The 20,429-nt window shown below is 61.5% G+C and carries 18 protein-coding genes; 12 read left to right on the forward strand and 6 right to left on the reverse strand.

The window, feature by feature from the left end:
• Positions 1–211: 211 nt before the first annotated feature.
• Genes efeO (JQF37_RS26975) through efeO (JQF37_RS26985) form a run of 3 tightly spaced genes read left to right on the forward strand, consistent with a single transcriptional unit; the run spans position 212 to position 3,575 of the window.
• Positions 212–1,411 (forward strand): iron uptake system protein EfeO, encoded by a 1,200-nt coding sequence (efeO, locus tag JQF37_RS26975; RefSeq protein ID WP_130210336.1) that lies wholly within the window; start codon positions 212–214, stop codon positions 1,409–1,411.
• A gap of 18 nt (positions 1,412–1,429) precedes the next feature.
• Positions 1,430–2,728, forward strand: coding sequence for an iron uptake transporter deferrochelatase/peroxidase subunit (gene efeB / locus JQF37_RS26980; RefSeq protein WP_130210334.1), 1,299 nt, complete (start codon positions 1,430–1,432; stop codon positions 2,726–2,728).
• 22 nt (positions 2,729–2,750) lie between these two features.
• Positions 2,751–3,575, forward strand: a complete 825-nt coding sequence (efeO, locus tag JQF37_RS26985) for an iron uptake system protein EfeO (RefSeq protein ID WP_130210332.1) — start codon at positions 2,751–2,753, stop codon at positions 3,573–3,575.
• A gap of 141 nt (positions 3,576–3,716) precedes the next feature.
• Here efeO (JQF37_RS26985) and pssA read toward each other — a convergent pair whose 3' ends face one another.
• Positions 3,717–5,060 (reverse strand): CDP-diacylglycerol--serine O-phosphatidyltransferase, encoded by a 1,344-nt coding sequence (gene pssA, locus JQF37_RS26990; protein WP_130210330.1) that lies wholly within the window; start codon positions 5,058–5,060, stop codon positions 3,717–3,719.
• 170 nt (positions 5,061–5,230) lie between these two features.
• Between pssA and JQF37_RS26995 the strand changes: the two genes are divergently transcribed.
• Complete coding sequence (locus JQF37_RS26995) at positions 5,231–5,794, forward strand: TetR/AcrR family transcriptional regulator (RefSeq protein ID WP_130210328.1); 564 nt, start codon at positions 5,231–5,233, stop codon at positions 5,792–5,794.
• Between the two features lie 56 nt (positions 5,795–5,850).
• Positions 5,851–6,327, forward strand: coding sequence for a nuclear transport factor 2 family protein (locus JQF37_RS27000; RefSeq protein ID WP_047529351.1), 477 nt, complete (start codon positions 5,851–5,853; stop codon positions 6,325–6,327).
• 52 nt (positions 6,328–6,379) lie between these two features.
• On the opposite strand, the gene sfnG is transcribed toward JQF37_RS27000, so the two are convergent.
• On the reverse strand, positions 6,380–7,474 hold the full coding sequence (sfnG, locus tag JQF37_RS27005) for a dimethylsulfone monooxygenase SfnG (RefSeq protein ID WP_130210326.1): 1,095 nt from the start codon (positions 7,472–7,474) through the stop codon (positions 6,380–6,382).
• A 334-nt stretch (positions 7,475–7,808) separates the two neighbouring features.
• Between sfnG and JQF37_RS27010 the strand changes: the two genes are divergently transcribed.
• Complete coding sequence (locus tag JQF37_RS27010; protein WP_130210324.1) at positions 7,809–9,047, forward strand: acyl-CoA dehydrogenase family protein; 1,239 nt, start codon at positions 7,809–7,811, stop codon at positions 9,045–9,047.
• A 111-nt stretch (positions 9,048–9,158) separates the two neighbouring features.
• On the forward strand, positions 9,159–9,938 hold the full coding sequence (locus JQF37_RS27015) for a TSUP family transporter (protein ID WP_047529357.1): 780 nt from the start codon (positions 9,159–9,161) through the stop codon (positions 9,936–9,938).
• Here the strand turns inward: JQF37_RS27015 and nudC are convergent.
• Both nudC and JQF37_RS27025 read right to left on the reverse strand, forming a co-directional pair.
• The gene (gene nudC / locus JQF37_RS27020) at positions 9,906–10,736 is read right to left on the reverse strand and encodes an NAD(+) diphosphatase (protein WP_130210322.1); all 831 of its coding nucleotides are present in this window, start codon (positions 10,734–10,736) and stop codon (positions 9,906–9,908) included. The two genes, JQF37_RS27015 and nudC, sit on opposite strands and share 33 nt — an antisense overlap.
• Positions 10,737–10,743: 7 nt before the next feature.
• On the reverse strand, positions 10,744–11,556 hold the full coding sequence (locus JQF37_RS27025) for a crotonase/enoyl-CoA hydratase family protein (RefSeq protein ID WP_130210320.1): 813 nt from the start codon (positions 11,554–11,556) through the stop codon (positions 10,744–10,746).
• Positions 11,557–11,830: 274 nt separating this feature from the next.
• Between JQF37_RS27025 and JQF37_RS27030 the strand changes: the two genes are divergently transcribed.
• From JQF37_RS27030 to JQF37_RS27040, 3 genes are read left to right on the forward strand one after another with little or no spacing between them, the layout of a single operon-like run.
• The gene (locus JQF37_RS27030) at positions 11,831–12,364 is read left to right on the forward strand and encodes a tetratricopeptide repeat protein (protein WP_130210318.1); all 534 of its coding nucleotides are present in this window, start codon (positions 11,831–11,833) and stop codon (positions 12,362–12,364) included.
• A gap of 54 nt (positions 12,365–12,418) precedes the next feature.
• Entirely contained in the window at positions 12,419–12,916 is a 498-nt protein-coding gene (locus JQF37_RS27035) for an RNA polymerase sigma factor (protein WP_130210316.1), read from the forward strand.
• A complete protein-coding gene (locus tag JQF37_RS27040; RefSeq protein WP_130210314.1) occupies positions 12,913–13,674 on the forward strand; it encodes a transcriptional regulator in 762 nt (253 codons plus the stop codon). The genes JQF37_RS27035 and JQF37_RS27040 overlap by 4 nt, the downstream gene beginning before the upstream one ends.
• Before the next feature lie 89 nt (positions 13,675–13,763).
• Here the strand turns inward: JQF37_RS27040 and JQF37_RS27045 are convergent, their stop codons facing one another.
• Together JQF37_RS27045 and JQF37_RS27050 are read right to left on the reverse strand one after the other, a co-directional pair.
• The gene (locus tag JQF37_RS27045; protein ID WP_130210312.1) at positions 13,764–15,062 is read right to left on the reverse strand and encodes an ATP-binding protein; all 1,299 of its coding nucleotides are present in this window, start codon (positions 15,060–15,062) and stop codon (positions 13,764–13,766) included.
• Positions 15,063–15,066: 4 nt separating this feature from the next.
• Positions 15,067–15,768, reverse strand: coding sequence for a response regulator transcription factor (locus JQF37_RS27050; RefSeq protein ID WP_130210310.1), 702 nt, complete (start codon positions 15,766–15,768; stop codon positions 15,067–15,069).
• A 277-nt stretch (positions 15,769–16,045) separates the two neighbouring features.
• On the opposite strand from JQF37_RS27050, the gene JQF37_RS27055 reads away from it, so the two are divergent.
• Positions 16,046–17,203 carry an efflux RND transporter periplasmic adaptor subunit gene (locus tag JQF37_RS27055; RefSeq protein ID WP_130210308.1) on the forward strand — a complete coding sequence of 386 codons (1,158 nt, stop codon included), beginning with the start codon at positions 16,046–16,048 and terminating at the stop codon, positions 17,201–17,203.
• 15 nt (positions 17,204–17,218) lie between these two features.
• A complete protein-coding gene (locus JQF37_RS27060; protein WP_130210306.1) occupies positions 17,219–20,317 on the forward strand; it encodes an efflux RND transporter permease subunit in 3,099 nt (1,032 codons plus the stop codon).
• Positions 20,318–20,429 lie beyond the last annotated feature (112 nt).

A 20,429-nucleotide genomic window follows, 5' to 3' on the forward strand; every position in this document is an offset into this window, starting at 1 on the left:
ACAAGGGACGGTGGTGTTTCAAATGACGGCGGTAGAACGCTGTCACCCTCCTGTAGGAGCGAGCCTGCTCGCGATGGTCGTGAACGATAACGCGTAAAACCGGTTGTCCTGCGGTGCCCGCAGGTTTTTCGCGAGCAGGCTCGCTCCCACAGGATTCGCTCGAATAACCAGCCAGATAGTCTTCCTCCATTTCCAGCCAGTAAGGGCAACCATGCCAAATCAAGCCCCCACCCAGGCTTCCCCTCCCCGCGCCTTGCGCTGGGCAGTGGCCGGCTCGGTGATCGTGATGATCGCTGCCGGTGGCCTGTTCTATTACGCCTCGAAAATGGCCGCCGACAAGCGCCAGGCCAACCACGACGAAGTCCTGGTGATCATCGACCCGCACAGCTGCGAGCCGAATGCCCTGACGGTTCCGGCCGGCCATGCCAGCTTCCGCATCGTCAATCGATCCGATCGCGCCGTCGAATGGGAAATCCTCGATGGCGTGCTGGTAGTCGAAGAGCGGGAAAACATCGCACCCGGCCTGAGCCAAGTGATCAACGCCAACCTGTTGCCCGGCAACTACGCCATCACCTGCGGTCTGCTGAGCAACCCGCGCGGCACCTTGCACGTCACGCCGACAGCGGCTTCCGAAGCGGCGGCCAAGGCCAGGCCGTCGATGGTGGCGTTCGTCGGGCCGTTGTCGGAGTTCCGTGTGTACCTGAGCAGCCAGGGCACAGCGCTGATCAAAGCCGTCACCGCCCTTGAGCAAGCCATTGCAGCCCGCGATCTCAGCCAGGCCCAAGCCTTGTACGTGCCGGCCCGAGCCGCGTATCAACGCCTGGCCCCGGCCGCCCAGCGCCTGGCCGAGCTGGACAACGGGATCAACGCCCGTGCCGACTACTTCGAACAACGCGAGCAAGACCCCGGGTTCGTCGGTTTCCATCGCCTCGAATACGCGCTGTTCCAGCAACGCAACCTCGACGGCCTGGCACCGGTCTCTCAGCGCCTGTTAGCGGACGTGACCACCCTCAAGCAACAGCTGCTGGCCCAGTCCCTGCCACCGGAGCAACTGGTGAGCCTTGTCGTGCGCAACCTCAACGGCATCGCCGAGGTGCGCGCCCGCAGCGGTGAAGAAGAACGTTACAGCCACATTGATCTGAATGGCTTCGCCGCCAATCTCGACGCCGCACGCAAGGTCGTCGACCTGCTGCGTCCGTTGCTGGCCAAATCCGCCGCCGACCTGCTGCCGCAGATCGACAGTGCGCTCAGCGCGTTTGACACCGAGCTCAACGGTTTCAAGGTCAACGACGGCTACGCCAGCTACGACAGTGTCGGCACAGCGCAACGCCAACAGATCGCCGACAAGGCCAAGGCACTGGCCGCTGCACTCGATGGAATCGACCCCGCCCTTGGCCTTTCCGGCCTCTAAGCAGAAGACGACTGATCAATGAACGATTCAGAACAACTCAACCTCCAGCGGCGCCGGGTATTAATGGGCATGGGTGCTGCTGGTGTCGCCCTGGCCGGCTCCGCGCTGAGCTGCCCGGCCATGGCCGCCAGCCCCGCACAAGTCACCGAGGCGCCGAGCAGCGACCACACGCAAGACCGCCACGAATTCCACGGCAAACACCAGACGGGCATCGTCACCCCGCGCCCGGCGTCCGGCATGCTGGTGTCGTTCGATGTGCTGGCCAGCGATCGCGAGGATCTGGAGCGACTGTTTCGCACCCTAAACCAACGCATCGATTTTTTGATGAAGGGCGGCCCGGTCACCCAGGTCGACCCGAAGTTGCCACCCATGGATTCGGGCATTCTCGGCCCGATTGTGACCCCGGATAACCTGACCATCACCGTGTCGGTAGGCGCCTCATTGTTCGATGAGCGCTTCGGTCTGGCCAATGCCAAGCCCAAGCGCCTGACGCGCATGATCGGTTTTCCCAACGATGCGCTGGAGGCTGATTGCTGCCACGGCGACCTGAGCCTGCAGTTCTGCTCCAACACCACCGACACCAACATCCACGCCTTGCGCGACATCGTGAAAAACCTTCCGGACCTGCTGCTGGTGCGTTGGAAACAGGAAGGCAGCGTGCCGCCCCAGGCCCCGGCAAAACCCGGTGTGCCAGCTCAGAGCGCGCGCAACTTCCTGGGCTTTCGTGACGGCTCGGCCAACCCCGATTCCAACAATGCCAACACCATGGACAGCATCGTCTGGATTCAACCCGGCTGCGACGAGCCGGCCTGGGCTGCCAACGGCAGCTATCAGGCGGTGCGGATCATCCGCAACTTCGTCGAGCGCTGGGATCGCACGCCGTTGCAGGAACAGGAAAGCATTCTCGGCCGGATCAAAAGCACCGGTGCGCCCATGGGCGGTACCCATGAGTCGCAAGTGCCGGACTACAGCAAGGACCTGCATGGCAAGTTGACCAGACTCGACGCGCACATCCGCCTGGCCAATCCGCGCACCGCCACGACCCAGGCCAACCTGATCCTGCGCCGGCCGTTCAACTACTCCAATGGCGTGAACAAGAACGGCCAGCTGGACATGGGCTTGCTGTTCATCTGCTACCAGGCCGACCTGGAGAAAGGCTTTATCACCGTGCAAACCCGACTCAACGGCGAGCCACTGGAGGAGTACCTGAAGCCGGTCGGTGGCGGCTATTTCTTCACCCTGCCCGGTGTCACCGGCGATAAGGATTTCATCGGTCGCTCACTGCTCGACGCCACACAACCCACAACAACCGCGTAACCACCCAACACGGAACCGTCCCATGAAACAGTCGCCACTCGCGTTACTGCTGACCCTCGGCTTGCTCACCACACCGCTTGCGGCTTTCGCGGCAACGGCGCCGCTGGAGCTGGTGCAGCCGATTTCGGACTACAAGATCTACGTCACCGAACAACTGGATGAACTGGCCAGCCACACCCGGCAGTTCACCGATGCGGTGAAAAAAGGTGATCTGGCCACCGCGAAAAAACTCTATGCGCCGACCCGTGTTTACTACGAATCGATCGAGCCGATTGCCGAGCTGTTCAGTGATCTCGACGCGTCCATCGACTCCCGCGTCGATGACCACGAGAAAGGCGTGAAAGCTGAAGACTTCACCGGCTTTCACCGCATCGAATACGCGCTGTTTTCGCAAAACAGCACCCAGGGACTGGGCGAACTGGCCGACGGTCTGGACAAAGACATCAAAGACCTGCAAACCCGCGTCGCCGGCCTGACGTTCCCGCCGGAAAAAGTCGTCGGCGGTGCCGCTGCGCTGCTTGAAGAAGTGGCCGCCACCAAGATCTCCGGCGAAGAAGATCGCTACAGCCACACCGACCTCTATGACTTCCAGGGCAACATCGACGGCGCGAAGAAAATCGTCGACCTGTTCCGCCCGCCAATCGAAAAACAGGACGCGGCATTCATCGCCAAAGTCGACAAGAACTTTGCCACGGTGAACAGGATTCTGGCCAAGTACAAAACTGCGGGCGGCGGTTTCGAGACTTACGACAAGGTGAGTGAAAACGACCGCAAGGCGCTGGTCGGGCCGGTGAATACACTGGCTGAGGATCTGTCGACCTTGCGTGGGAAACTGGGGCTGAACTGAATGCAGTAGCGACTGGAAGGGCCTCATCGCGAGCAAGCTCGCTCCCACGGATTGTTGAGTCAAACCACAATGACGTGATCGGCATCAAACCCTGTGGGAGCGGGCTAGCCCGCGATGGCGTCAGCCGCCGCGCTACCGTTTTTAGAGGATTCGGTAGAGCAAGCGCTCAATACGCACCCGGCTCACACGCTTGAGGAACTTCGCCACTCCGGTCGGGTAGTCCGGCAAGGTTTGCAGGTCCTGGAAGCGCTCGATACGCCGGGTGTGCTGGAAAATCTGCGCCAGTTCCGTGCGCCGCGGTGCCTGCAACTCGCCTTTCGGATCATCGATCAGCAAGCCGTTTTCCAGATCGAGACGAAACGCCCGAGGGTTGAGGTTGTTGCCGGTCAGCAAGGTGTAGCGCTGGTCGATCCACATGCCCTTGAGGTGATAGGTGTTATCGCCGTCCAGCCACAGGTGCAGGTTCAACTGGCCACTGTCGATGTTGCGTTGATGGCGCTTGGCGAACCGGCGCAGGCTGATTTCGTACAGGTAAGGCAGCGCCGAAATCACCTTGAACGGCTCGCTCGGCGGGATATAGAAGTCGTTGGCGGTCTTGTCGCCGACCACGATGTCGATCTTCACCCCACGCGCCAATGCCCGGTTAACCTCCCGAATCACCGCCAATGGCAGATTGAAATAGGGCGTGCAGATGGTCAGTTGCTGCTGGGCGCTGGCGATCAATTCACAAATCACCCGGTTCAACGGGTTGTTCTTGCCGACCCCGAGCAACGGGCTCACCGACAAACCAGTCCTGTCCGTGGTGCCCTGGGTGGTGTCGTACGCCGCGTGCTTGAGTCGGCTGCGCAGGTCGCCAATGTCGCTGCGCAGGCTGCGGGTGGTCGGCAGGTTCGGCAGATCCAGGCGATGCACGGCCTTGGAAGCCACCAGGCCGTGTTGAACCAGATGCTGCATCGAATCGGCCAGGTCACGGTTCTGCAACAGGTGATAACGGTCGTAGCGGTACTTGTCGAACTTGTGCAGGTAGACGTTGTTCAGGCTCGCGCCGCTGTAGATCACGCAATCATCGATCACGAAACCCTTCAGATGCAGGACGCCGAACAGTTCGCGGGTCTGCACGGGCACGCCATACACCGGCACTTCGCTGGCGTGGGTGCGGGTCATTTCCTGATACCAGGCCGAGTTGCCCGGTTGCTTGCCGGCACCGATCAGGCCGCGCTGGGCGCGCAACCAGTCGACGACGACCACCACGTCCAGTTCCGGACGCGCCCGTTTGGCAGCGTGCAAGGCATCGAGAATTTCCTGGCCGGCCTCGTCCTGTTGCAGGTACAGCGCAACGATATAAATGCGCCGGGTTGCACTGGCGATTTTCTCCAGCAGGCAACGGCGGAACTCGGCAGCGCCAGAGAGGAAGGTGACGGCATCGGCGGTCAGCGGAAAACTGCGCAGTTTGGGCAGCAGAGAGCGTTTGAAAAGCGACGGCATAGGGCTCGCAGTGGGTCGAATCCAAAGAGGTTGAGAGCTTACACCATGGATCGGTTCGGGTCTTGTGGCTGTCTGTCCTGACGTCATCGAAGGCCAGCCAGCGATGGCCATTTCATGACTGGCAAAAATAGTAATTGACCAAGGAGAACGATCGTTCTACTGTTCGTTCCATGAACGAAATCACAAACAACGACACGCGCGACATCATTCTGGACGTCACCGAAAAGCTGATCTACAAAAGTGGCATCGCCGCCACGGGCATGGATCTTCTGGTGAAGACCGCCGGCGTCTCCAGAAAGAGCGTCTACCGCTACTTCGCCAACAAGGAGGCGCTGACAGTCGCGGCCCTGCAACGCCGGGATCAACGCTGGATGCACTGGTACAGGAGCGCGGTCGACCAGGCCGAAACCCCGGCAGACCGGTTGCTCAATCTGTTTACCGTGCTCAAGTCCTGGTTCTGTTCCGAAGGCTTTCGCGGTTGCGCGTTCATCAATACCAGCGGCGAAACCGGTGATCCGCAAGACCCTGTTCGCCTGGTCGCCAAAGACCACAAACAGAAGCTGCTCGACTACGTGTGCGAGCTGTGTACCGAACATGGCGCCGAAGATCCGCAGACGCTGGCCAAGCAGTTGCTGATCCTGATTGACGGGGCCATTACCGTCGCACTTGTCATGGGTGACTACAGTGCCGCCGATCATGCGCAATGTGTGGCACGCAAGTTATTGGCGCTGTAACTGCTTGATCAAGACCGACAACGTTGTTGAACGTTCATTTGATACGGAGATATCCAATGTCTAACGCTGAAGTTCGTCCGCCATTGCCGCCCTTTACCCGTGAATCCGCCATCGAAAAGGTCCGCCTGGCCGAAGACGGCTGGAACTCCCGCGATCCGCAGCGTGTGTCGCTGGCCTATACCCTGGACACCCAATGGCGAAACCGCGCCGAGTTCGCCCACAACCGCGAAGAGGCCAAAGCCTTCTTGACCCGTAAATGGGCCAAGGAACTGGACTATCGCCTGATCAAGGAACTCTGGGCGTTCACTGACAACCGCATCGCTGTGCGTTATGCCTATGAATGGCACGACGATTCGGGCAACTGGTTCCGTTCCTACGGCAACGAAAACTGGGAGTTCAATGAAGACGGCCTGATGGCCCGGCGCTTCGCCTGCATCAACGACCTGCCGATCAAGGAAAGCGAGCGCAAGTTCCGCTGGCCGCTGGGCCGCCGCCCGGATGATCACCCGGGCTTGTCCGACCTGGGCTTGTAACACTGGCCCCTGGCAGGCACTGGCAAGCCAGTACCTGCCGGGGTTGAGGTGCTCAGGCGACCGCTGCGGTCTGCCGGGACAATGCTTCGGCCTCCAAGGCCCTTACCAGTGGCAATACCCGCTGGCCGAAATACTCCACTTCTTCTTGAAAGTGCAGAAACCCCGCCAATACCAGATCCACGCCCACCGCTTTGAGCGCCACGATTCGCTCGGCGATCTGTTGTGGCGTGCCGATCAGATTGGTCTTGAAACCATCGTTGTATTGCACCAGATCCTCAAACGTCGATTTCGCCCAGTTGCCCTCGCCCTCCGGCGATGCCCGGCCGGCTTGTTTCGCCGCGTCGCCAAAGGCATTCACCGCCTCCGGGTCGGCCTGATCGATGATCTGTGCCAGCACTTCCCGCGCCTCCTCTTCGGTATCGCGGGCGATCACGAATGCGTTCACCCCGATCTTGACTGAATGATTGTTCGCCGCCGCCTTGGCGCGAATGTCATCGACCTGGGCCTTGATGCCTTCCGGGGTGTTGCCGTTGGTGAAATACCAGTCCGACGCCCGCGCGGCCATGTCCCGCGCGGCACGGGAACTGCCACCCTGGAAGATTTCCGGGCGCCCCAGGGGTTTGGGTTTGAGGCTGTAGTTATCGAAGCGGTAGAAGTCGCCGCGAAAGGTGAAGTTGTCCTGGGTCCAGATGCCTTTGAGTGATCGGATGAACTCTTCGGAGCGGCGATAGCGCTCATCGTGTTCCAGCCAGTGTTCGCCGATGGCCTGGAACTCGCCCTTGAACCAGCCGCTGACGACATTGATCGCCACCCGGCCATTGGTGAGTTGATCGATGGTAGCCAGTTGCTTGGCCGCCAGCGCCGGTTGCCAAGGGCCTGGCAGGATCGCGGCGATGACTTTGAGCTTGGTCGTTGCCGCCAGCAGTGCATGGCTGAAGGCGACCGATTCATGCTGGTACTCGGCGCCGTAACCGGCGGTGAAACGAATCTGTGTCAGGGCATATTCAAACCCCGCTTCTTCTGCCAGTTGTGCCAGCTTGCGGTTGTAGTCGATACCCCAGTGGGTACGTTGTTCGATCTTGCTGACCACCAGCCCACCGCTGACGTTCGGCACCCAGTAGGCAAATTTCACGGCTTGCTGACTCATTGGCGTTTCCTCGGGACATTAGGGTTTGTCCTGAGGCATGAGCAGCAAGCGTGCCAGCCCGGAAGTCAGCACTGTGGCTCGGGAGCCTGGTCCCGCCGGGCTGCGCAGCGGCCCCAAATTTTAATGAGCGCTGCGCACTCAAGCGCGAGCAAGCTCCCTCGCCACAAAACCGCCTCACCGGACAATTTGCTGATGCACTGTTGGCCTGACAACAGTTGAAACCACCGCAAACTCAAGGGCGCCCAGTAAATCCGCACAGAACGGGTCCGGCATGGACCCTGCAATCCCCCTTGGCAGACGCAACGCTTTTTCTGCCCAGCCAAGGAGTTGTCCCATGACCGAACACCAGGTAATCAACCCGCTGTCCACCGGCGCCGACTATCAAACCCTCGCCGCGAAGTACCGGCCGATTTTCCAGCGCATCGCCGACGGCGCCCTCGAACGCGAACAGTCGCGCACCCTGCCCTATGAGCCGATTCAATGGCTCAAGGACGCCGGATTCGGCGCAGTGCGGGTGCCGATTGAATACGGCGGCGGTGGTGCTTCGGTGCCGCAGTTGTTCGAGCTGCTGATCGAACTGGCCGAAGCCGACTCCAACGTTCCCCAGGCACTGCGCGGCCACTTCGCCTTTGTCGAGGATCGTCTCAACGCCCCATACGGCCCGTCGCGAGATGTCTGGTTCAAACGCTTCGTCGAGGGCGACATCGTCGGTTGCGCCTGGACTGAAATCGGTGCCGTCGAGGTTGGCGATGTCGTGACCAAAGTCACGCCCCATGGCGATCAATGGCGGCTCAACGGTGAGAAGTTCTACAGCACTGGCAGCCTGTTCTCCGACTGGATTGACGTCTACGCCCAGCGCAGCGACACCGGTGGCGACGTCATTGCCGCCGTGCGCACGCGCCAGCCGGGCATCGTGCAGAGCGACGACTGGGATGGCTTCGGCCAACGCACCACCGGCAGCGGAACATCGCGCTTTGTCGATGCCGTGGTGGACGCCGAGAACGTCATCGACTTCGCGACCCGCTTCAAATACCAGACTGCGTTCTATCAGCTCGTGCTCCTGGCCACACTGGCGGGCATCGGCCGTGCGGCATTGCGTGATGTTTCGCGTCACGTGCGCGAACGCCAGCGCATCTACAGCCATGGCAACGCACAACGTGTCAGCGATGACCCGCAGGTCCAGCAAGTGGTCGGCAATATTGCCGCGTGGGTGTATGCCGCCGAAGCCAGCGCCCTGAGAGCCGCGCTACCGGCGCAGGAGGCCTACCTGGCGCGTTTCGCCGGTGACGACGAACGGGAAACCGCAGCGAATGTGGCCGCGGAAATCGAATCGGCGAAAGCGCAAGTGGTGGTCACGGAGCTGATCCAGCGGGCGACCACCGAGCTGTTCAATGCGTTGGGGGCTTCGGATATTCGCCAGGGCAAATCGCTCGACCGGCATTGGCGCAATGCGCGGACCGTGTCGTCGCATAATCCGCTGATCTACAAGGCACGGATTGTCGGGGATTGGACGATCAACGGAACCGAGCCACCGTTTGTGTGGCAGATCGGCAATGGGCCGCAGCTTAAATGATGTGCCGCCAGGGCTGACGCCTTCGTCGGGTCGCCGCCAAAGGTGGATGTGGGTAAGATGTGAGCCCTCCCCGCATTCCACCTTTGGCACCTCGCCGAATAAGCCGATTCCATGCCTTTCGAACTCAGCGTTGACCTCACCACCCTCGCCATTCTCGCCCTTGTCGCCTTTGTAGCGGGCTTCATCGACGCCATTGCCGGCGGTGGTGGCCTGTTGACCACCCCGGCGTTGCTGACCGCAGGCCTGCCACCGCACCTGGTCCTGGGCACCAACAAGCTCAGCTCGACCTTCGGCTCCGCCACCGCCAGCTTTACCTTCTACCGCCGCAAGCTGTTCCATCCCAGGCAGTGGACTCACGCCATCGTCGGCACGCTGGTTGGCGCCCTGAGCGGTGCCGTGGTTGCCCACTACCTGCCGGCCGAATGGCTGAACAAGATGCTCCCGGTGATCGTCTTTGCCTGCGGTGTCTATCTGTTGTTTGGCGGAACGCCGAAAGCCCCGCTGGACAGCGACGCGCCGATCAAGAAAACCTGGCAATCGACCCAAGGCTTCAGCCTCGGCTTCTATGATGGTGTGGCCGGTCCCGGCACCGGGGCGTTCTGGACTGTCAGCAGCCTGCTGCTCTACCCCATCGACCTGGTGAAAGCCAGCGGCGTGGCGCGCAGCATGAACTTCGTCAGCAACGCGGCGGCGCTGTCGATCTTCATTTTTTCCGGTCAGGTGGACTGGGTCATCGGCTTGAGCATGGGCTCGTCTTTGATGGTCGGCGCCTTCTTCGGCGCTCGCACCGCCATCAGTGGCGGCGCGAAATTTATTCGTCCGGTGTTCATCACCGTGGTGTTGGGCCTGACCGTGCGCCTAGCCTGGCAACACTGGTTCAGCGTGGCCTAACCGCCGCGCCACGTAGACGTCGATCAGGTAACGGGCTATCGAGCGTGACGCCGGCAACGGCGGCAGCTCGTGCACGTTGAACCACTGGGCGTCTTCGATCTCGTCTTCCTGGCAGACGATCTCGCCGCCAGCGTATTCAGCATGGAAGCCGAGCATCATCGAGTGCGGGAACGGCCAGCACTGGCTGCCCATGTACTGGATGTTCCTGACCTCGATCCGCACCTCTTCGCGCACCTCGCGAATCAGGCAATCCTCGGCGGACTCACCCGGTTCGGCAAAGCCCGCCAGCGTGCTGTAGACCCCGCTGACAAACCGTGGCGAACGCGCCAGCAGGATTTCGTCGCCACGGGTCACCAGCACGATCATGCTCGGCGAGATCCGTGGATAGCTGCGCAGATCGCAGGGCTGGCAATACATCGCCCGTTCGCGCGGCACCTGATGCATGGCTTGCCCGCAATTACCGCAAAAGCGGTGCTCACGGGCCCAGGTGCCGATCTGTGCGGCGTACGCGAGCACCTTGTACACCGTGTGATCGCCTTCGAGCATGAACGCCCGCAAGCCTTTCCACTGACAGCCCGGGACTTCGCTGTGGCTGCGCAATTCCAGCAGATACACCGGCTCGCCCTCGAGATGACCGATGCCATGCTCGGCCAGAATCGCCAGGTCCTGGCGCTTGAGCCATTCACGGGGGAACAGCGCGCCATTGTCATCGAACAGAAAGCCTTCGGGGCTGCGCGCCACGGCCCAGCCGCCGGGTTGATCGGTGTCCAGTACTGCAGTGGTCCAGCGTGAAGTCATTTTTCAATCAATCCAGAAATTCGGGTTTCTGTTTGCTCATATGGGCGGCCATGGCCACGCGCAAGTCAGTGGATTGCAACATGGCGGCGTTCCAGGTGGCGACGTATTCCAGGCCATCATCGATGCGGTGATCGCGCATGTAGCTGATCATTTCCTTGGTGCCGGTAACGGCAATCGGCGACTTGCCGGCGATCTCGCGGGCAATGCCCATCACGCCATCAAGCAGGCTGGCGTTGTCGCTGTAAACGCGATTGACCAGGCCCATGCTCCGCGCCTCTTCGGCACCAAAGGTGCGACCAGTGTAAGCCAGTTCGCGCAGCATGCCGTCACCGATGATCCGCGGCAAGCGTTGCAGCGTGCCGACGTCAGCGGCCATGCCGATGTCGATTTCCTTGATCGAGAATTGCGCATCTTCGGCGGCGTAGCGCATGTCGCTAGCGGCGATCAGGTCAATCGCACCGCCCAGGCAGTAGCCTTGAATGGCGGCCAGTACCGGTTTGCGGCAGTTGTCGACGGCATTGAACGACGCTTGCAGGTTGAGAATCTTGCGCCGCAGCAGGCGCGCATTGCGCCCGACGTCCTTGCCCATTTCATTGGCCACGCCCGCCAGCATCATCAGGTCGATGCCCGACGAAAAATGTTTGCCGGCACCACTGAGGACCACCACCCGCACCTCGTCGGTGTCGTCGATCCACTGGAAGATCTCGACGATTTCGCTCCAGAACGCAGCATTCATCGAGTTGATCTTTTCCGGACGGTTGATCTGTACATGGGCGATTTTATCGACCAGTTCGACGTTGAATGCTGTGTATTGGGACATGCCAGTGATCCTTTAGCGGGCAAAAAAGAGGCCCGAACTATAACAAGGCACTGCGGTGGGCAGTAAGGCAGCGGTTCGGCCAAAAGCGGGACTTCTCGACGATCGCCCGATCAAGCATGCCCCCCTCGATTTGAGAGCGCCTTGCAAAGAAACCCGGAATGAAATGAATAATTGTTCGCCCTGCAGTGTTTACCTTTTGACGGGCACCAGCAGAACATTTCGACGTTTTCGGCCTGTTCGATGTCCCGGCCCTGATTCCTGTGGAGCATTGTCCATGAATAGCCGTTTTTCAGTTTTCATCGCACCGCTGTTGATTGCCACCGCGCTGACCAGTTCCCTGGCGCTGGCCCACGGCGATGAAGACGCCCCCGCCAAGCCCGAATGCCCTCGAGGCCAGGTTTTAGATAAAAAAACGCAAAAATGCGTCCTGCAGACCAGTAAAGCGGTGTCTGATGCCGACCGTACCGATTACGCTTATCAATTGGCCAAGGACAATCGCTATGAAGAAGCGCTGGCGTTGCTCGATACGCTCAAAGACCCCAACACTGCCAAGGCGTTAAACTATCGCGGCTATGCCACGCGTAAACTGGGGCGCACTGACGAAGGTATCGGTTACTACCTGCAATCGGTCAAACTCGACCCGCAGTACGCGAGGGTCCGCGAGTACCTCGGCGAAGCCTATGTGGTCAAAGGCCGGCTGGACCTGGCCCAGGAACAGTTGCAACAGATCAAGTCGATCTGCGGCAACACTTCCTGCGAGGAATACCAGGACCTGTCTGAAGCCATCCACGATTCATCGAAAACCTGACATCCCGAACGGACGGAGGTCGCCATCGCCAGCGATCAGGCAATACGGGCAGAGCTGAGCCAGCACCTGGCGCGTTTATGGCGCTACGGCCTGCTGTTGTCCCGACAACGGCATGTCGCCGAAGACCTGGTGCAGGCCACTTGCGTGCGCGCGCTGGAACGGGCCGGGCAATACGAACCGGGGACGCGGATGGACCGCTGGCTGATGAGCATCCTGCATTCGATCTGGATCAACGAAGTGCGCGCGCGGCGGGTGCGTCAGGGGCAAGGCACGGTCGATACCGACAATGCGTTGTCGTTTGACGGAGAGCACGTGGCGCAAACCCATGTGCTGGCGTCGCAGGTCATTCGCCGCGTCGATGCGCTGCCCGAGGCGCAACGGGAAACGGTGTTTCTGGCCTATGTCGAGGGTCTGTCCTATCGCGAGGTCGCCGAAGTGTTGCAAGTCCCCATCGGCACGGTCATGAGTCGCCTGGCAGCGGCCCGGGTGAAACTCGCCGAATACCCGCCGTTGCAATCGGTGCCGACCCCTTCCAGCGGAGAACGTCGATGAACGCGAAACTCTCGGATGAGCAACTGGTGGCCTATCTGGATGACCAGCTCGATACCGAACAGCGGGCACGCATCGACGCGGCCATTGCCGAAGACCCGATGATCGGCCTGCGCCTGCAATGGCTGGATCGCAGCAGCCTGCCGTTCAAGGAAGCGTTCAATCAACTGAATCGGCAGGCTCCCGTGGATCGCCTGCAAGCCATGCTCGACACCCTTCCCTCGCCGGCCCGTCCACCGCTCAGCCGTCGCTGGTTCCTGGCGGCAGCGGCCGGGCTGGTGGCCGGTGGCGTGCTGGCGGACCGGCTGTTCCTGGGCTGGCAGGAAAGTCAACAAACCAGCAACTGGCGCGGGCTGGTGGCCGACTATATGGCGCTCTACGTGCCGCAGACCCTGGACCATTTGCCCAGCGATGAAAGCACTCAACGCGCGCAATTGCAGACCCTCGACGAGCATCTGGGCCTTAAACTCGCACCCGCGCAGTTGAGCTTGCCCCGGGTCGAATTCAAGCGCGCACAAATCCTTGAATACGATGACGTGCCGATCGCCCAGATCACCTACCTCGACCCGGTCCATGGCCCGCTGGCGCTGTGCATCACCCTTTCCAGCAGCGGCAGCCGACATGTCGCCCGGGAGCGTCGGCACGGGTTGAACATTGTCTATTGGTCGGACATGCATCACGCCTGGATGCTGATCGGCCATAACCCGGCGCCAGAACTGGAGGCGATGGCCACGACGCTGCGCAGTCGATTGAACGCCTGACCCTCTGGTATGCACGAATCAATGTGGCGAGGGAGCTCGCTCCCGCTCGGCGGCGCAGCCGTCGTAAAAACTTTGACAGGTATGCAGTGTCACGCCGGCGTCGGCAACCACAAGCGGAATCGCGCCCCGCCCAGCGGCGATGCTTCGACGGTCAAGGTACCGCCCTGCGCCTCCAGTGCCCGACGACTGATCGCCAGCCCCAGGCCAAACCCGCCTGTGGCGCGGTCACGACTGCGATCCAGCCGATAGAACGGCTCGAAAATCCGTTCACGCTGATCATCCGGAATGCCGATGCCGTCATCGTCGACCCAGATCTCACAGCCTTGGGGACACACCTGCACGCCAATCTGGATGCGTTTTTCACAGTAGCGCATGGCGTTGCGCAGCAGGTTCTGCAGGGCGCGGGCGGTCAGGCGCGGGTCGAGGCTGAAGCGTTCGAGCTGACCATGGAGCAACACGTCGATGACAATGTCCGGTGATTGTTCTTCATCCACACTGCCCAGAATGCTGTCGATGAATTCATCCAGCGACACTTCGACCTGCTCCGGCACCCGCGCCGGATTCTGCAAGCGGCTGTAGGACAGCAGTTCAAGCACCAGTTCATCGAGTTCGCGGATGTGGTCGACCAGCCCTTGCAGACGTTCGCGGCTGGTGGCCGGCAGGTCGTCGGACAGGGCCAGGGCCAGGCCGAAATCCAGTCGCGTCAACGGCGTACGCAATTCATGGGACACCGCGTTGAGCAGGTCCCGCTGCTGATTCAGCAGGTTTTCGATATCGCCGGCCATGGTGTCGAAGACGTTCGCCAGACTGCCGATGTTGGAACTGGCCGCAATCTGCGTGCGCTCGCTCAAGTGGCCCTTGCCGAAGCGTTCTGCCGCACGTTTGAGCCGCTCCAGGTCACGCCAATGCGGTCGCAGCCACAGCAACAGGCACGCAAGCATGGTCGCGCCGATCAGCACGTTGATGCTCCAGTACAGCAGGTTGACGTCCAGCGGATCCGGTGGCACCACCATTTGCACCACGGTGCGCTCATTCAGTGGCGCCACCGCCAGGGTGCGCCAACCCCAGTCGCCGATACGCACCACGTTTTCACCGCGCTGCAAACGTTGCTGCTCGTCGAGGGACAAACCGGGATCGTCGATCGCGCTGAGTACGATGTGCAGCGGCCGGAAATCCTCGTCCATTTCGGCCGCCAGGGTTGGCCACCGTTCGACCGGAACCGCTTTGAACTGCTTGACCATGAGGGTTTGCAGCCCTCGGGAATAATCGAGGTTGTAGCTGACAAAGCGCTCGTGGAAGACCTTGATCACCAGGTCCGGCACCAGATAAATGGCGGCGCTGAACGAGACAATGGTCACCAGGTACAGGCGAAAGAGGATTCTGAACATCGGCTCAGTATTCCCACTCGGAACGGCTGAACAGGTAGCCCTTGCCCCACACGGTCTTGATCTTGCGCGCTTCGCCCGCGTGGTCGTCGAACTTGCGTCGCAGCTTGGAGATCGCCACGTCCACCGAACGGTCGGTGCCGTTGAACTCGATGCCGCGCAGCCGTTGCAGAATCTGGTCGCGGCTCAGTACTTCGCCGGCATGCCGGGCCAGCACCACCAGCAGGTTGTATTCGCCGCTGGACAGTTCGACCAATTGCTCGCGCCAGGTCACGGTGCGTTCGGACAGGTCAATGCACAGGTTGCCCATGAGGATGCGGTCATTGGCGGTCTGCGGTTCGCTGAGGCTGCTGCGCCGCAGCAAGGTGCGCACCCGGGCCAGCAATACGCGAGGCTCGCAGGGTTTGGTGACGTAGTCGTCAGCGCCCATTTCCAGGCCCAGCACCTGATCGTGACTGTCGTCGCGGGCGGTGAGCATCAGGATCGGCAGGCTCGCCGAATCGGCGCGCAACAGGCGGCACACTTGCAGGCCGTCGAGCCCCGGCAGCATCAGGTCGAGGATCACCAGGTCCGGCGGATTGAGCCGCGCCCGCTCGTGCACATGATCACCGCGACTGATCACGCTGACGGAGTAGCCGTTGCGTTCCAGGTAGCTGGCAATCAGCTCGGCGAGTGCGGTGTCGTCTTCGACCAGGAGGATGTTGGGCATGGGGGTGTTCCAGAAAGTGCTGTGGCGCTTGATAGACAGCTATCGCGAGCTGGCTCGCTCCCACATTTGATCTGTAGCGTTCACAAATCCCCTGTGGGAGCGAGCCTGCTCGCGATGGCGGTCGACCAAGCGCAAATGAAATCAAGGCCTGCAGGATATACGCCCACACGCACACCTGAGTAAAACCCTTACACAATTTCACACAGCGCCTACAAAGCTTCACCGCTACCCTCGCCGACGCCCAGTAGGATGCTGGGGGTCATTATTGGGGTCATTCATGTCTAAACATCTGCTTGCCAGGCTCAGTCTTGTAGCGCTGGCGTTGACGCTCAGCGCCTGCGACAAGTCCACCAACGCCGAGGAAGAGGCGCCGTTGGCCACCGTTCGCATCGAAACCATCGAAGCCCGACCCCTGTCGATCAGCAGCGAGCTGAGCGGGCGGATCGTGGCGCCACGCATCGCCGAAGTGCGGGCCCGGGTGGCCGGCGTGGTGTTGCAACGCACCTTCCGCGAAGGCAGCGACGTGAAGAAAGGCGATGTGCTGTTTCGCATCGACCCGGCACCGTTCAAGGCCGACCTGGAAAGCGCCGAGGCCGCGTTGCGCAAGGCCGAGGCCAATGCGTATCAAGCCAGACTGCAAGAGCAGCGCTACGCCCAGTTGATCGACGACAAGGCCATCAGCGGGCAGGACTACGACAATGCGCGGGCCGCCGTGCGGCAAACGGCGGCCGATGTTGCGGCCAACAAAGCGGCGGTGGACCGGGCAACCCTCAACCTGGGTTACGCCACCGTCACCGCACCGATCTCCGGGCGCGTCGGTCGCGCGCTGGTCACCGAAGGCGCGCTGGTGGGGCAGAACGAAACCACGCCTCTGGCACTGATTCAGCAACTGAATCCGATCCACGCCGACCTCACCCAGTCGACCCGCGAACTCAACGACCTGCGCCGGGCGTTCCGCTCCGGTCAGTTGAAAGAAGTGGGGCAAGGACAGGCCAAGGCCACGCTGATCCAGGACGACGGCAGTCTGTATCCGTTGCCGGGCAAGCTGTTGTTCTCCGACATCACGGTCGACCCGGGTACCGGGCAGATCATTCTGCGCAGCGAATTCCCCAACCCGGATCTCGACCTGCTGCCGGGCAGTTTCGTGCGCGTGCGTCTCGAGCAAGCGATCAATCAGCAAGGCATCAGCGTGCCGCAACGGGCCATCCAGCGTGACAGCGCCGGGGTGGCGCAGGTGCTGTTGCTCGATGACCAGCAGCGGGTCGGCCTGCAACCGGTCGAATTGGGCCCGGTGCAGAACGATCGCTGGGTCGTCACCGGTGGCCTCAAACCCGGCGACCGCATAGTCATCGAAGGCCTGCAACACGCCCGCCCCGGCGAGAAAGTGCAGATCGACGACACCCCTCTTCCAATCGCCCAGGTTTCTGGCCAGTAAGCAGGACGCTTGTTTATGCCGCAGTTCTTTATCGACCGCCCGGTGTTTGCCTGGGTGGTCGCGTTATTCATCCTGCTGGCCGGGGCCCTGGCCATTCCACAGTTGCCGGTGGCGCAGTACCCCGACGTCGCGCCGCCGCAGATCGAAATCTATGCCGTGTACCCCGGCGCTTCGGCGCAGACCGTGGACGAGAGCGTGGTCAGCCTGATCGAGGAAGAACTCAATGGCACCGACCACCTGCTGTATTTCGAATCGCAAAGCAGTCTGGGCAGTGCCACGATCAAGGCGACGTTCCAGCCCGGCACAAACCCGGAAATGGCCCAGGTGGATGTGCAGAATCGCTTGAAAGTCGTGGAATCGCGCCTGCCGCAAGCGGTGACCCAGCAAGGCTTGCAGGTGGAGAAAGTCTCCGCCGGGTTCCTGCTGTTGATCACCCTGACCTCCAGTGACGGCAAGCTCGACGATGTGGCGCTCAGCGATTACCTGGCGCGCAACGTGATGAACGAGATCAAGCGTCTGGACGGCGTCGGCAAGGCACAGCTGTACGGTGCCGAACGGGCGATGCGTATCTGGATCGACCCGCAGAAACTGCTCGGTTTCAACCTCACGCCCGCCGACGTCAATGCCGCCATCGTGGCGCAAAACGCCCAGGTATCGGCAGGCAGCATCGGCGATTTGCCGAGCCGCGGCACCCAGGAAATCACCGCGACCATTCTGGTCAAGGGGCAACTGTCGACGCCCGAGGAATTCGCCGACATCGTGCTCAAGGCCAATCCCGATGGCTCCACCGTGCGCATCGGCGATGTCGCCAGGGTCGAGATCGGCAGCCAGGACTATCAGTTTTCCACGCGCCTGAACGGCAAGCCGTCGACCGCCGTCGGCGTGCAACTCTCGCCCGGCGCCAACGCCCTGAGCACCGCGACGCTGGTGCGGGCGAAGATGGATGAACTGTCGCGCTACTTCCCGGCCGGGGTGCAATACAAGATCCCGTACGACACGTCGCCGTTCGTCAAAGTCTCGATCACCAAAGTGGTCTACACCCTGGGCGAAGCAATGCTGCTGGTGTTCGCGGTGATGTTCCTGTTCCTGCAGAACATCCGCTATACGCTGATTCCGACGCTGGTGGTGCCGGTGGCGCTGATGGGCACCTTTGCGACCATGTTGGCGCTGGGGTTCTCGATCAACGTGCTGACCATGTTCGGCATGGTGCTGGCCATCGGCATTCTGGTGGACGACGCGATTGTGGTGGTGGAGAACGTCGAGCGAATCATGGCCACTGAAGGCCTGTCGCCCAAGGAAGCGACGCGCAAGGCGATGAAGCAGATCACCGGCGCGATCATTGGCATTACCCTGGTGCTGGTCGCAGTGTTCATTCCGATGGCGTTCATGCAGGGCTCGGTCGGGGTGATTTACCGCCAGTTCTCGCTGTCGATGGCCACTTCAATCCTGTTCTCGGCGTTCCTCGCGCTGACCCTGACCCCGGCGCTGTGCGCGACGCTGTTGAAGCCGATTGCCCAGGGTGAGCATCACGAAAAACGTGGCTTCTTTGGCTGGTTCAACCGCCGTTTCGAGCGACTCACGGACCGTTATCAGGGTTGGGTCGCCTATGCGTTGAAGCGCAGCGGCCGTTACCTGTTGATCTACGGCGTGCTGCTGATCGGCCTGGGGGTTTGCTTCAGTCGTTTGCCCTCCTCGTTCCTGCCGGTGGAAGACCAGGGTTACACCATCACCGACATTCAACTGCCACCGGGCGCGAGCAAGCATCGCACCGTGCAAGTGGTCGAGCAGATCGAAGCGCACAACGCCACCGAGCCGGGCGTCGGCGACAGCACAGTGATTCTGGGCTTCAGTTTCTCCGGCAGCGGGCAGAACGCGGCGTTGGCGTTTACCACCTTGAAAGACTGGTCCGAACGCGGCAGCGACGACTCGGCCAGTTCGATTGCCGACCGCGCCAACATCGCCCTCAGCCAGATCAAGGACGCCATGGCCTTTGCGGTGCTGCCGCCGCCGGTCGACGGCCTCGGCACCTCCAGCGGCTTCGAGTTCCGCTTGCAGGATCGCGGTGGTCTCGGTCACGCCACGCTGATGCGCGCCCGTACTGAATTGCTGGCCGCCGCCGAGAAAAGTCCGATCCTTATGAACGTGCGCGAAAGCGCCCTGGCGGAAGCGCCGCAAGTGCAACTGGTCGTCGACCGCAAACAGGCGAATGCCCTGGGCGTGTCCTTTGCCGACATTGGCAGCGTGCTGTCCACCGCCGTGGGCTCGACTTATATCAACGACTTCCCCAATCAGGGACGGATGCAACGGGTGGTGGTGCAGGCTGAAGGCGACCAACGCAGTCAGGTCGACGATCTGCTGAAGATTCACGTGCGCAACAACGCAGGCGACATGGTGCCGCTGTCGGCGTTCGTCCAGGCCAAATGGACCCAGGGCCCGGCGCAGTTGACCCGCTACAACGGCTACCCGGCGATTGCGATTTCCGGCGAACCGAAACCCGGTCACAGCACGGGTGAAGCCATGGCGGAGATCGAACGGCTGGTCGCGTTGGGCCCGGCGGGATTGGGCCAGGAATGGACCGGATTGTCGTTGCAGGAACGTCTTTCCGGCAGCCAGGCGCCGATCCTGCTCGGTTTGTCCTTGCTGATCGTGTTCCTGTGCCTGGCGGCGCTGTACGAGAGCTGGTCGATCCCGACCTCGGTGCTGCTGGTGGTGCCACTGGGCGTGCTCGGCGCGGTGCTGGCGGTGACCTTGCGCGGCATGCCCAACGATGTGTTCTTCAAGGTCGGGTTGATCACCATCATCGGCCTGTCGGCGAAAAACGCGATCCTGATCATCGAGTTCGCCAAGAGCCTGTACGACGAAGGTCATGACCTGATCGACGCCACCTTGCAAGCGGCGCGCCTGCGACTGCGGCCGATCGTCATGACCTCACTGGCGTTCATCCTCGGCGTGGTGCCGCTGGCGATCGCCACCGGGGCCAGCTCGGCGAGCCAGCAGGCCATCGGTACCGGGGTGATTGGCGGGATGATCACCGCGACCCTGGCCGTGGTGTTCGTGCCGGTGTTTTTTGTGGTGGTGATGAAGCTGGTGCGTAAACGCCACAAAATCATCTGACCAACACAGTCGATGACTTGTGGGAGCGAACCTGCTCGCGATAGCGGTGTGACAGTCAACCGGGTAGTTGAATGTGATGGCCTCATCGCGAGCAAGCTCGCTCCCACAAGTG

The sequence above is a fragment of the Pseudomonas sp. MIL9 genome (genome assembly GCF_016887925.1).
Lineage (GTDB): Bacteria > Pseudomonadota > Gammaproteobacteria > Pseudomonadales > Pseudomonadaceae > Aquipseudomonas > Aquipseudomonas mohnii.

Bases quoted from the DNA above. Each gene is read 5' to 3' on its own strand.
- efeO (WP_130210336.1), top strand. From the start codon at position 212: ATGCCAAATCAAGCCCCCACCCAGGCTTCCCCTCCCCGCGCCTTGCGC.
- efeB (WP_130210334.1), top strand. From the start codon at position 1,430: ATGAACGATTCAGAACAACTCAACCTCCAGCGGCGCCGGGTATTAATG.
- efeO (WP_130210332.1), top strand. From the start codon at position 2,751: ATGAAACAGTCGCCACTCGCGTTACTGCTGACCCTCGGCTTGCTCACC.
- pssA (WP_130210330.1), bottom strand. From the start codon at position 5,060: ATGCCGTCGCTTTTCAAACGCTCTCTGCTGCCCAAACTGCGCAGTTTT.
- JQF37_RS26995 (WP_130210328.1), top strand. From the start codon at position 5,231: ATGAACGAAATCACAAACAACGACACGCGCGACATCATTCTGGACGTC.
- JQF37_RS27000 (WP_047529351.1), top strand. From the start codon at position 5,851: ATGTCTAACGCTGAAGTTCGTCCGCCATTGCCGCCCTTTACCCGTGAA.
- sfnG (WP_130210326.1), bottom strand. From the start codon at position 7,474: ATGAGTCAGCAAGCCGTGAAATTTGCCTACTGGGTGCCGAACGTCAGC.
- JQF37_RS27010 (WP_130210324.1), top strand. From the start codon at position 7,809: ATGACCGAACACCAGGTAATCAACCCGCTGTCCACCGGCGCCGACTAT.
- JQF37_RS27015 (WP_047529357.1), top strand. From the start codon at position 9,159: ATGCCTTTCGAACTCAGCGTTGACCTCACCACCCTCGCCATTCTCGCC.
- nudC (WP_130210322.1), bottom strand. From the start codon at position 10,736: ATGACTTCACGCTGGACCACTGCAGTACTGGACACCGATCAACCCGGC.
- JQF37_RS27025 (WP_130210320.1), bottom strand. From the start codon at position 11,556: ATGTCCCAATACACAGCATTCAACGTCGAACTGGTCGATAAAATCGCC.
- JQF37_RS27030 (WP_130210318.1), top strand. From the start codon at position 11,831: ATGAATAGCCGTTTTTCAGTTTTCATCGCACCGCTGTTGATTGCCACC.
- JQF37_RS27040 (WP_130210314.1), top strand. From the start codon at position 12,913: ATGAACGCGAAACTCTCGGATGAGCAACTGGTGGCCTATCTGGATGAC.
- JQF37_RS27045 (WP_130210312.1), bottom strand. From the start codon at position 15,062: ATGTTCAGAATCCTCTTTCGCCTGTACCTGGTGACCATTGTCTCGTTC.
- JQF37_RS27050 (WP_130210310.1), bottom strand. From the start codon at position 15,768: ATGCCCAACATCCTCCTGGTCGAAGACGACACCGCACTCGCCGAGCTG.
- JQF37_RS27055 (WP_130210308.1), top strand. From the start codon at position 16,046: ATGTCTAAACATCTGCTTGCCAGGCTCAGTCTTGTAGCGCTGGCGTTG.
- JQF37_RS27060 (WP_130210306.1), top strand. From the start codon at position 17,219: ATGCCGCAGTTCTTTATCGACCGCCCGGTGTTTGCCTGGGTGGTCGCG.